The sequence below is a fragment of the Enterobacter sp. 61D5 genome (genome assembly GCF_034107965.1).
Classification (GTDB): domain Bacteria; phylum Pseudomonadota; class Gammaproteobacteria; order Enterobacterales; family Enterobacteriaceae; genus Enterobacter; species Enterobacter cloacae_M.
This window is the reverse complement of sequence record NZ_JAWNFK010000004.1, coordinates 124,532-135,710: the sequence shown is the minus strand read 5'-3', so window position 1 is coordinate 135,710 and position 11,179 is coordinate 124,532. Positions and strand designations below refer to the sequence as shown.

At 55.4% G+C, this 11,179-nt stretch carries 13 protein-coding genes; 5 read left to right on the top strand and 8 right to left on the bottom strand.

The genetic code is table 11. From position 1 onward, the window contains the following. Positions 1-34: 34 nt before the first annotated feature. Positions 35-94, bottom strand: coding sequence for a protein YpfM (ypfM, locus tag UTM25_RS03580; protein ID WP_015572204.1), 60 nt, complete (start codon positions 92-94; stop codon positions 35-37). A gap of 386 nt (positions 95-480) precedes the next feature. Here ypfM and UTM25_RS03575 point away from each other — a divergent pair, with 386 nt between their 5' ends. The 3 genes from UTM25_RS03575 to UTM25_RS03565 are packed head-to-tail and all read left to right on the top strand — an operon-like array spanning position 481 to position 2,191. Beyond that, entirely contained in the window at positions 481-831 is a 351-nt protein-coding gene (locus UTM25_RS03575; protein ID WP_109845422.1) for an ArsC family reductase, read from the top strand. A gap of 10 nt (positions 832-841) precedes the next feature. Further along, entirely contained in the window at positions 842-1,969 is a 1,128-nt protein-coding gene (dapE, locus tag UTM25_RS03570) for a succinyl-diaminopimelate desuccinylase (RefSeq protein WP_039263709.1), read from the top strand. Between the two features lie 24 nt (positions 1,970-1,993). Beyond that, positions 1,994-2,191: a YpfN family protein gene (locus UTM25_RS03565; protein ID WP_014171111.1), complete on the top strand. Its 198-nt coding sequence runs from the start codon at positions 1,994-1,996 to the stop codon at positions 2,189-2,191. Positions 2,192-2,229: 38 nt separating this feature from the next. Here the strand turns inward: UTM25_RS03565 and ypfH are convergent, their stop codons facing one another. The 6 genes from ypfH to dapA form a co-directional block, all read right to left on the bottom strand. Further along, on the bottom strand, positions 2,230-2,925 hold the full coding sequence (gene ypfH, locus UTM25_RS03560; protein ID WP_039263710.1) for an esterase: 696 nt from the start codon (positions 2,923-2,925) through the stop codon (positions 2,230-2,232). 73 nt (positions 2,926-2,998) lie between these two features. Beyond that, positions 2,999-4,945 carry a tRNA(Met) cytidine acetyltransferase TmcA gene (locus UTM25_RS03555; protein ID WP_194400271.1) on the bottom strand — a complete coding sequence of 649 codons (1,947 nt, stop codon included), beginning with the start codon at positions 4,943-4,945 and terminating at the stop codon, positions 2,999-3,001. Continuing rightward, complete coding sequence (locus UTM25_RS03550) at positions 4,945-5,811, bottom strand: neutral zinc metallopeptidase (RefSeq protein WP_047749253.1); 867 nt, start codon at positions 5,809-5,811, stop codon at positions 4,945-4,947. The genes UTM25_RS03555 and UTM25_RS03550 overlap by 1 nt, the downstream gene beginning before the upstream one ends. Before the next feature lie 120 nt (positions 5,812-5,931). Further along, positions 5,932-6,645, bottom strand: coding sequence for a phosphoribosylaminoimidazolesuccinocarboxamide synthase (purC, locus tag UTM25_RS03545; RefSeq protein WP_032659350.1), 714 nt, complete (start codon positions 6,643-6,645; stop codon positions 5,932-5,934). A gap of 109 nt (positions 6,646-6,754) precedes the next feature. Continuing rightward, the gene (bamC, locus tag UTM25_RS03540) at positions 6,755-7,789 is read right to left on the bottom strand and encodes an outer membrane protein assembly factor BamC (protein WP_194400269.1); all 1,035 of its coding nucleotides are present in this window, start codon (positions 7,787-7,789) and stop codon (positions 6,755-6,757) included. A 16-nt stretch (positions 7,790-7,805) separates the two neighbouring features. Next, positions 7,806-8,684 (bottom strand): 4-hydroxy-tetrahydrodipicolinate synthase, encoded by an 879-nt coding sequence (dapA, locus tag UTM25_RS03535; RefSeq protein WP_194400267.1) that lies wholly within the window; start codon positions 8,682-8,684, stop codon positions 7,806-7,808. 145 nt (positions 8,685-8,829) lie between these two features. Between dapA and UTM25_RS03530 the strand changes: the two genes are divergently transcribed. Then, positions 8,830-9,399, top strand: a complete 570-nt coding sequence (locus UTM25_RS03530; protein ID WP_023308758.1) for a glycine cleavage system transcriptional repressor — start codon at positions 8,830-8,832, stop codon at positions 9,397-9,399. Next, positions 9,399-9,869 carry a thioredoxin-dependent thiol peroxidase gene (bcp, locus tag UTM25_RS03525; protein WP_094934579.1) on the top strand — a complete coding sequence of 157 codons (471 nt, stop codon included), beginning with the start codon at positions 9,399-9,401 and terminating at the stop codon, positions 9,867-9,869. The genes UTM25_RS03530 and bcp overlap by 1 nt, the downstream gene beginning before the upstream one ends. Before the next feature lie 100 nt (positions 9,870-9,969). Here the strand turns inward: bcp and UTM25_RS03520 are convergent, their stop codons facing one another. Further along, positions 9,970-11,034, bottom strand: a complete 1,065-nt coding sequence (locus tag UTM25_RS03520) for an AI-2E family transporter (RefSeq protein WP_194400265.1) — start codon at positions 11,032-11,034, stop codon at positions 9,970-9,972. Positions 11,035-11,179 lie beyond the last annotated feature (145 nt).

The following is an 11,179-nucleotide window of genomic DNA, read 5'->3' as shown; positions in this document are numbered from 1 at the left end:
CTTATTTTAGTGCTCTTGCAATTCTTACTGAATGTCATTTACGAAGCATGCCTTCGATAAAATCTTTCCAGTTCCCCAGTTCACGTTCAATCATAACAACCTCTCTTATTATTATGCGCATTCTACAAAAACGGACCATCATTGTGAAGACTATTTAACCAATTGCTGTGATTGTACCCCACGTCCTGCGGGGATTTATGATAAATATGAACGGAGAGGCCTCAATTTTTTGTGACGGCTAGCAATATTTTGAAATAACCCTCCGAACGGGTGAATTTTATTTTACCCGCTGAGTTTATTCGAAATTTAAACTTTATGGACATCTATGCTTAAAGGGTGAAAGAATATTCAGCGTACAGATGTGAGTTGAATTAAGAAGAAGTGTAAATCCAGACGATCCTGAATGTGTTATATTACACTTAAGGATATATCTTCGAATTTACTGAACATTTAATCATCATTAGGTCAAAAGGATTCACCATGGTTGTGATGTACGGCATTAAAAATTGCGACACCATCAAAAAAGCCCGCCGCTGGCTGGAAACAAACGGCGTAGAGTATCGCTTCCACGATTACCGTGCCGACGGGCTTGATGCAGAATTTCTGCATAGCGCGATCGGCGAACTGGGGTGGGAAGCACTGCTGAACACGCGCGGTACCACCTGGCGCAAGCTGGACGAATCTCTGCGCGCCAGCATTAACGACGCCGACAGCGCGGCAAAACTGATGCTCGAGATGCCGGCAATTATCAAACGCCCATTGCTCTGCGCGCCAGGGCAGCCTATGCTGCTGGGTTTCAGTGAAACCCTTTATTCCGACTTTTTTCGTTGAGGTGTAGTTTATGTCATGCCCGGTCATTGAGCTGACTCAGCAGCTTATTCGCCGTCCTTCCCTTAGCCCGGACGACGCAGGTTGTCAGGCACTTATGATTGAGCGCCTGCGTGCCATCGGTTTTACCGTTGAACGCATGGATTTTGGCGATACCCAGAACTTCTGGGCGTGGCGCGGCCAGGGTGAAACGCTGGCCTTTGCCGGGCATACTGACGTCGTTCCCGCCGGTGACGCGGATCGCTGGATCAACCCGCCGTTTGAACCGACCATCCGCGACGGCATGCTGTTTGGTCGCGGCGCGGCAGACATGAAAGGCTCGCTGGCGGCGATGGTCGTGGCGGCAGAACGCTTTGTGGCTCAGCATCCAAACCACAAAAACCGTCTGGCGTTTTTAATCACCTCCGACGAAGAAGCCAGCGCCCATAACGGTACCGTGAAGGTCGTTGAAGCGCTAATGGCGCGTAACGAGCGTCTCGACTACTGTCTGGTTGGTGAGCCGTCCAGTACCGAAGTGGTGGGCGATGTCGTCAAAAACGGGCGCCGCGGCTCGCTGACCTGTAACCTGACCATTCACGGCGTTCAGGGGCACGTGGCTTATCCGCATCTGGCCGATAACCCGGTTCATCGCGCTGCGCCGATGCTGAGCGAACTGGTGGGCATCGAGTGGGATAAAGGCAACGAATTCTTCCCGCCGACCAGCATGCAGATCGCGAACGTCAAGGCCGGAACCGGCAGCAATAACGTGATCCCGGGCGATTACTTCGTCCAGTTTAACTTCCGCTTCAGCACTGAGCTGACCGATGAGATGATCAAGGCGCGCGTTATCGCCCTGCTGGAAAAATATCACCTGCGCTACACCGTGGAGTGGTGGCTTTCCGGCCAGCCGTTCCTGACGCAGCGCGGCAAACTGGTGGATGCGGTGGTGAACGCCATCGAGCACTATAATGAAATTAAGCCACAGCTGCTGACAACGGGTGGCACCTCAGACGGACGCTTTATCGCCCGCATGGGCGCCCAGGTTGTCGAACTGGGTCCAGTGAACGCAACCATTCATAAAATAAATGAGTGTGTCAATGCGGCAGATTTGCAACTGCTGGCCCGTATGTATCAACGTATTATGGAGCAACTCGTCGCCTGACGAACGCTCAGAGAGGAATAGCGAATGGATTGGCTTTCAAAGTACTGGTGGATTCTGGTGTTGGTTTTTCTGGTCGGCGTACTGCTGAACGTGATTAAAGATCTTAAGCGCGTTGACCATAAAAAATTTCTCGCCAACAAACCGGATCTTCCCCCGCACCGTGATTTTAACGACAAGTGGGACGATGACGACGACTGGCCGAAGAAGGACCAGAAGAAGTAATCGTTAAGTTTCCCCTCTCCTCGGGAGAGGGGGAAACCTCACATAAACTCTACAATATCATCGTTATCCGGCTTACCGCCGCTGAGCGCTTCATCAAAGTAGTGCTTCGGTACGGTATAGCGCAAACGATCGAGCGCAAACTGCATGCTACGGTCGTCAATCGCGTGGCCCAGCTCGTCAACGATATCCAGCGTCACGTCCCCACCTTCGCGAATCAGCGCTTCCTGAGCGGCAACCGCATGCGAGAGCTCAATCACCCGGTCTTCGCCACCGTGGATCAGGTGGATCGTGGTCTGCGTGGTCGCGCTTGTCGGTAACGTCGCAAAACGGCCGTTAAACGCAATGACGCGTGACGCCAGACCCGGCTGCGCTTTTACGCTTTCCAGCGACATGATTGACCCCTGCGAGAAGCCAATCAGCGCGGTCGCGTCAGCACCCACGCCGCTCTGCTGCTGCCAGTAGCGGACGATGTCGATAAAGGTAGGCATGATGGCGTCGATGCGAGCCTGACGATTCTCTTCCGTCACGCCCTGAACAGAGAACCACTGGCGTCCGTTCGGACCGCATGGCTCTACGCCGCCGATGCTGACAATCAATGCCTCCGGAAAAACGGGCGCAAACCAGCTGCCAATCTGACCCATATTGACGGCATTATCGCCAACGCCATGAAACAGAAGCAGTAACTGTTTAGCCGGTTTGTCAGGGCTTTGAACAACAAAATGGTCGTGTTTCATGGTGGTCTCCTTAATAGATGACCTGGATTCTACGCCTCCCGACGTGAATGACCATGCCACTTTACTGAAGAAGTCATTGAAAAAATTGCCATTGCAAAATATCTTCTTTCAGCTGCTGGCAGCGAGGATAGTCAAGACTTTCAATCGCTTGCGCGGTTTCATTCCGCAACGTTGCCAGCAACGCTTTTCGCCCGACGTCTTCCACTTTCCCTTCCATTTTCCCACGCAGGGCCGGAAGCGGCATGTCCACGGTTAACAACAGCCGCGTCAGTGCGGCAACCGAGGTTGAAAAAGCCCGATGCGCAAAAGCAAACCCCGCCAGCTCCAGCCAGTCGTCATTATTAAGGGTAGCTTCCCAGCCGTCTTCCACGGGGATCTTTTCACCGTTCCAGGCCGATAATACCCGCGCATCGCGCTTCAGACGCTGCTGCGCATGCTCGCACAGCTGACGCCCGGCCTCGCTCTGCGGCCGCAACGCCATCGCGGTGTAGCAGCCGCTGCTGGCTTCACGATGGCTTCCCATCCGCACCAGCACAAACCCACATTGCTGCCAGAAATGCCACAGCTCGTCGGTATAACCAAAACTCACCGACAGATAGTCTTCCCCGCTGGCGCTGCGAACAAGCGCCTGGCCAATCCCTTCCCGCTGACGGTGAGGATGTACGGCAATGCGGGTGACCCGTCGTCCTCTGAGCGTCGCCGCCAGCGGAGAGCCGCCGTGCGCCGCCAGAGACTGCGCCACAAGGTTACCGCGCGGACGCCGGTATCCTGCCCACACGGCGCGGCTAAGCTCAGGGGAGAGCCCGCCCTCCTCCACCAGCCAGAGCGCCCCGGCGATATCAGGGTCCGTTTCTGCAACGGCAAACTGCTGCCCGGGCGCGTCCATCATGCGGCGTAAATCGAGCGGCGAGGTGCGATAATGCGCCGCGCAGAGGAGCTCGTATACGCTCGCTGCAAGCGCCGGGCGGCGTTCCCAGGCCTCCGGGGTCAGGGAGGTTAAACGCACCTCTCCCTCCGGGCGGCGGTCGATCAGAGTATCGTCAAACAGCAGCGCGCTGGCGACAACCCGCTCAAGCGGGCAGCCCGCCGCCCAGCGTACCGGTGTAGATAAGCTGTAGCGCTGCAGCCCGGTAAACCGACCGCAGAATTTAAGCAGGAATCCCCGGCCCGTCCCTTCATAGCCCTGCACCGTGGTGGTCAACAACACGCGAGGGAAACGGACAGCCAGCTTTTCCAGCAGAGGTCCGGGGATAGCAGCGGCTTCATCAACAATCAGCCAGTCAGCCCGGCGTGAAGAGGCAAGCAGCGCGTCCGGGGCCATAAAATGAAAACGCTCTCCGGCGAAGCGGGCGATGATATCCGTCGCCCCTTTCGACGGCGCGGTAACCACGGCGCTGCCCGCAATGCGGTTCAGCAACATGCCTGCCAGGGCTGATTTTCCGCGCCCGCGCGCGGCGGTAACGGCCACGATGCCCTCCGCCATCCCCTGCAGCACATCCAGGATCTCAGCCTGCTCGCGCTGCGGTGCGCCGCTGGCAGGCTGCCAGTCTGGCGCGTCGGGTAAAGGCGGAAGGGAAAACGCGCGGCCCTGAAGCCAGACAATCGCGTCGGGATCGGCGGCAATCGTCCGGCAGAAATGGTGTACAAAATGCGGCGTGGCTATCGCTTCGGCGCTGTCGCTCCAGCGCAACGAATCGCTGTCTGGCAACTCGGCCCACGCGTCGAGCGGCGGAACCCGCAGCACCAGAAGGCTTCCGGCGCTCAGCGTTCCGCTCAGGGCGGCAAACGCGGCGACATCAAACCCGGCGCTGGCGTCAAAAACGGCATGCCGGAACTCGCGTCCCAGCAGGCCGCTGATGGCTTTTGAAGGATGTTCGTCAAGCCTTACCCAGTCTCCGGGCAAGGCTTCACGCAGGGCCAGCGCCTGGGTTAACGTCCACTGTGCCTCACCGCTGAGCACCACCAGCCGACGATGGCCGATGCGCTCAAGCTCGCTTATCAGCTGTTCAAACTGCAGCATTACATCGCTTTGCCGAAGGTATTACACTGCGCCGGATCGCCGCTATCGAAGCCGCGTTTGAACCAGCTATAGCGCTGCTGTGAAGTACCGTGAGTGAAGCTGTCCGGCACGACGCGCCCTTGGCTCTGCTGCTGAAGACGGTCGTCACCGATAGCCTGAGCGGCATTTAACGCCTCCTCAAGATCGCCGGATTCCAGCACGCCCTGCTGCTGCATGCTGTGGCCCCAGACGCCCGCGAAGCAGTCTGCCTGCAGTTCCATTTTAACGGAAAGGCGGTTCACTTCCGCCTGAGACGCATTTTGCTGGAGCTGGCGCACTTTTGGCTCAATCCCCAGCAGCTTTTGCACGTGATGGCCGACTTCATGCGCGATCACGTAGCCCTGGGCAAAATCACCGTCAGCGCCAAGCTTGCGTTTCATGTCATCGTAAAAAGAGAGATCGATATAGACGGTGCCGTCTGCCGGGCAGTAGAACGGCCCCATCACAGATTGCCCGGTACCGCATCCGGTGCGGGTTGCCCCCCGGTACATCACCAGCTTCGGCTGCTGGTAGGTACGCCCCATCTTCTCAAACAGCTGACTCCAGGTGTCTTCTGTTGTGGCGAGAATAACGGAGGTAAATTTGGCCGCTTCATCTTCATTCGGGCTGATGGAGCGCTGAGAATGCTGCTGTTGCAGCGGCTGACCGGTCATTAAACCGGTGAGATCGACGCCGTAATACCCCGCAACCAGCACGACAATCAGCAGGATTATCCCGCCCTTGCCGCTGGGTAACCGGAAGCCGGGTCCTCCCATTGAAGGACCGCCGCCACCATCACTGCGTCTGTCTTCTACATTGTCACTTTCACGACGCCCTTGCCAGCGCATAACCACCTCGAACTATTCCATTTATAATAGCTATGATCGTAGGCGGTTAACGGCAAGATTACCATAGGAAACAAGGGTAAGACGCCAAAGGATGGGAACATCCTTTGGCAAGTGAGGAAGTTAGTCGAGCTTAACGCCTAAACGGTGAGCAACCGCTTCGTACGCTTCAATCAGGCCACCCAGGCTCTGACGGAAACGGTCTTTGTCCATTTTATCCAGGGTTTCTTTATCCCACAGGCGGCTACCGTCCGGTGAGAACTCATCGCCCAGCACCACTTCGCCTTTGAACAGACCAAACTCCAGCTTGAAGTCGACGAGGATCAGACCCGCGTCATCAAACAGTTTTTTCAACACGTCGTTGGCTTTGTAGGTCAGCTCTTTCATGCGCGCCAGGTTCTCCTGGTTCACCCAGCCGAAGGTTTCGCAGTAGGATTCGTTGACCATCGGGTCGTGCATGGCATCGTTTTTCAGGAACAAGTCGAACAGCGGTGGATTCAGTTCGATACCTTCTTCAATGCCTAGACGCTTCACCAGGGAGCCCGCCGCACGGTTACGAATAACGCACTCAACCGGAACCATATCCAGTTTTTTCACCAGACATTCCGTATCGGACAGCAACGCTTCCATCTGGGTCGGGATGCCCGCTTCGGCCAGTTTGGTCATAATGAAGTGGTTGAACTTGTTGTTCACCATGCCTTTACGATCGAACTGCTCAATGCGTGCACCATCCCCTGCTGACGTATCATTGCGGAACTCGAGCACCAACAGATCCGGGTTTTCCGTGCTGTATACGGTCTTCGCTTTGCCACGATACAACTCAGCTTGCTTCTGCATCTTCATTACTCCTGGTGTGATGATTTGTGTTCAAAACTGGGGATATTATGCCACGCACACGTTTGCGTAGCACTAAAATAAAAAGGGCTGGATTCACCAGCCCTCGTATTTATTTGCTGAATGCTGCCTGGAAGACAGCGACCAGCGCATCGTTCTGCGACTGGGTCAGCGTGTGACCTTTTGGATCGATAAACTGCAGACTGCTGCGGTTATCAAGGTCGCCTACCTGAATCTTGTAGTCACCGGAGGCAAGCTGAGGATCTTTCGCGCCCAGTTCCTGCCATGCGCTGTCGGAGAGCGGCTTATACGTTGCCGTCATGCTGCCGGTTGAACGCGTGCTGTCGGTCACTTTCATGCCCACTTTTTCCAGCGTCGCTGGCAGACGCTGCCAGGTCTGGTTAAACGGTGCACGCACCACCAGCATTGGCAGGCCGGTATCATCCGCACCGCTTTGTACATCGAAGGTCGCGCCGTTGCGGCTCTGCGCGGCGTTGGCAGCATCGGTAGCGGTCTTATCCAGACCCGCGGCAATCACGTTCAGCATTTCGGTGCTGTAACGCTGCAGGGACGCGGCTTCCGCAACCGGTTTACCCGCCTGTTCCAGGTTCAACAGCTTAACGTTAACCGCCTGCTGGTAACCCTGTGGTTTAACGGAGACTTGATAGCGACCGCGGTACTGCTGGTCTTCATCCAGACGGTTCCATTCTATCCAGTCGGTGGTTAACGTCTGGCTGGCGTCATCGCGTTTATCGATGGTGTAATTCTTCGACTGAATGACGCTGACAACCTGCGGCCACAGCGAGCTACCGCGCGCGCTCTCAACCATCAGAGACGCCGTATCACCGGTGAACTGGGTACGCGCCCCGCTCACCAGCGCCAGAGGCTGTGCTGGCGGACGAATATCAAGCGCTTTACCGACCAGGCCGCTGCCGTTGGTCACGGGAATATTATAATCGCCGTTCTGAATCGGCAGGATCATACCAGCCGGTGCGTGAAGTTCAGCAAGCGGGGTCGCATCCAGATAGGATTCATCACCGCTCACCTGGCGCTTGTAGCGCGAATCTGAACTACAGGCAGCGAGCAGCATAACAAGCGAAACACTCGCAACCTTCGCCAGGCGCGACTTCTGTACTGAATAAGCCATCAAATCTCCCTAAACTCTACAGCAAACCGGCATGCTTCAGCGCCGCCCTGACGATGTCACGACCGTGGTCGGTAATCGGTGTCATTGGCAGACGCAGCGTGTCGGATGCTACAAGTCCCAACTCCTTACATGCCCATTTCACTGGGATAGGATTGGGTTCGACAAATAATTTATTGTGCAGCGGCATCAGACGCTGATTAATGACACGCGCTTCATCAAAGTGACCGGCTGCGGCCAGTTTGCACATTTCTGCCATATCGCGCGCCGCAACGTTTGCTGTTACGGAGATCACGCCATGACCACCGAGCTGCATAAAGTCCAGCGCGGTCGCATCATCACCACTCAACAGGATAAAGTCGTCTGAAACCAGCTCTTTGATCTGATGAACGCGGCTTAAGTTCCCTGTCGCCTCTTTAATACCGATAATATTTTTTACTTCCGAGAGACGACCAACGGTTTCCGGCAGCATATCGCAACCGGTACGGGACGGCACATTATACAGAATTTGTGGCAAGTCAGTATGTTCAGCGATGGCTTTGAAGTGCTGGAACAAACCTTCCTGAGTAGGACGGTTGTAATAAGGGGTCACCGTCAGACAGCCAACGATGCCGCTGTCGTTAAAACGCCTGGTCAGGCTGATAGCTTCTGCGGTTGCATTAGCCCCTGTCCCCGCGATGACCGGAATACGTCCGTCAGCCAGTTCCAGGGTCAGCATCACCACATCGCCGTGCTCGTCGTGGCTCAGCGTTGCGGATTCACCGGTAGTCCCTACCGAAACGATCGCCGAGGTTCCGTTGGCGACATGGTAATCAATGAGCTTCTTCATGCTTGACCGGCAGACATTACCTTTTTCATCCATCGGTGTAACAAGCGCGACAATACTTCCCGTGAACATGAGCCATCCTCTGTGCGAACAAGAGCCTCAATGTTACGTTTGGAACTGTAATAAAAGCAAGCGACCTGAGGCTCTCAGGCGGTTGTATGCATGTTTTTTTTATGCTTTCCTTAGGAAGACTTAACCATGCAAAGGAAGAACAGGTTTGACAACCTCATCACAACATTACCTGGTTATCACTGCGCTGGGTGCCGACAGGCCGGGTATCGTGAACACCATCACCCGTCACGTAAGCAGCTGCGGCTGTAATATCGAAGACAGCCGTCTGGCGATGCTTGGCGAAGAGTTCACATTTATTATGTTGCTTTCCGGGACATGGAACGCCATTACGTTGATTGAATCGACCCTGCCGCTGAAAGGGGCCGAACTGGATTTGCTGATTGTCATGAAGCGCACCACTGCGCGTCCGCGTCCGGCACTGCCTTCTACCGTCTGGGTACAGGTTGAAGTGCCTGATTCTCCGCATCTGATTGAGCGTTTCACGGCGCTTTTTGACAGCCATCAGATGAATATTGCCGAACTGGTTTCCCGTACGCAGACAAGCGATGACCATGGTCTTCCGGTGCTGTTTATTCAAATTACCGCGCACAGCCCTGCCTCACAGGATGCGTCAAATATCGAGCAAGCGTTCAAAGCCCTCTGTACAGAATTAAACGCGCAGGGCAGTATAAGCGTCGTCAATTATTCGCAGCACGAACAGGATGGAGTTGAGTAATGAACCCACTGAAAGCCGGTGACATCGCACCGAAATTTAGCTTACCGGATCAAGACGGCGAGCAAGTAAATTTGACCGACTTCCAGGGACAGCGTGTTCTGGTCTATTTCTACCCGAAAGCCATGACCCCCGGCTGCACCGTACAGGCCTGCGGCTTACGCGACAACATGGACGAGTTGAAAAAAGTCGGCGTGGAAGTGCTGGGTATCAGCACGGATAAACCAGAAAAGCTGTCACGATTTGCTGAAAAAGAGCTGCTGAACTTCACGCTGCTTTCTGATGAAGACCATCAGGTATGCGAGCAGTTCGGCGTCTGGGGCGAGAAGACGTTTATGGGTAAAACCTACGACGGTATTCACCGCATCAGCTTCCTGATTGACGCTGACGGTAAAGTTGAACATGTGTTTGACGACTTCAAAACCAGCAACCACCACGACGTGGTGTTGAACTGGCTGAAAGAGAACGCCTGATAAACAGCAAAACGGCAACCCAGGTTGCCGTTTTTAGTGTTTTCCCCCTCTCCCCGTGGGGGTGTACGGTCCGGGGTGAGGGCATCAGGACGAACAAAAACTACTTCTCTGCCACCGCCGGCACATCCGGCCACGCGTGGACCACGGCTTTAATCAGCGTCGCCAGTGGAATCGCAAAGAATACGCCCCAGAATCCCCACAGCCCGCCGAAAATGACCACGGATAAGATAATCACCAGCGGATGCAGGTTCACCGCTTCGGAAAACAGCACCGGCACCAGCAGGTTACCGTCCAGCCCCTGAATAATCAGGTACACCGCAAAGCAGCTCCAGAACTCTGTCCCCAGCCCAAACTGGAACAACGCGACCCCAACAACCGGAATGGTCACCACAAACGCGCCGATGTACGGAATCAGGACCGACAGCCCCACCAGCACCGCCAGCAGCAGCGAGTAGTTCAGGCCGAAAATCAGGAAGCCAATCCAGGTGGCTACCCCCACGACAATCATCTCCAGCACCTTGCCGCGAATGTAGTTGGTGATCTGCTGGTTCATCTCTTCCCAGACCTGCCCAGCCAGCCCGCGGTTGCGCGGCAGAATACGTCGCACGGCGTTGAGCATCTGATCTTTATCTTTCACCAGGAAGAAAACCATTAGCGGCACGAGGACAAGGTAAACCGCCAGCGTCAGCAGTCCAACCAGCGAGGCCAGAGAGTACTTCACCACCGAATCGCCCATCGTCATGATGCGGGCGCGCATATTTTCGGCCATCGCGTCGATAATCCCGGCATCCATCAGGGCCGGGTAACGGCGCGGCAGCGTGGCGGCGAAATCAGACAGCTTGTTCAGCATACCGGGCATGTCGCGGATCAGGTTAATTCCCTGCTGCCAGGCAACCGGCATCACCACAAAGGCCATCAACAGCAGGATGCCGACAAACAGCACCAGTACGATGCTGGTCGCCCAGCGCCGGGAACAGCCGATGTGCTCCAGGCGCACCGTTGGCCACTCCAGCAGGTACGCCAGCACAATCGCCACCAGCAGGGGTGCGAGCAGGCCGCTGAAGAAGAACAGAATACCGAACCCGGCAACCAGAATAACCAACAAAGCAATGGCTTCCGGGTCGCTGAACCGACGCCGGTACCACTGCATTAACATTTCGAGCATACAACCCTTCCCTGAATCGAATGGCGGGAGTGAGACGGTGAATTGTATCTAACTGTCACAAAAAAGACTTTCGCTTTTTGTATCCCGATCGCAATCCGCAAAAGCCTGATGAATGGGATTTTCTTCATGCTGCAACACGGCTACA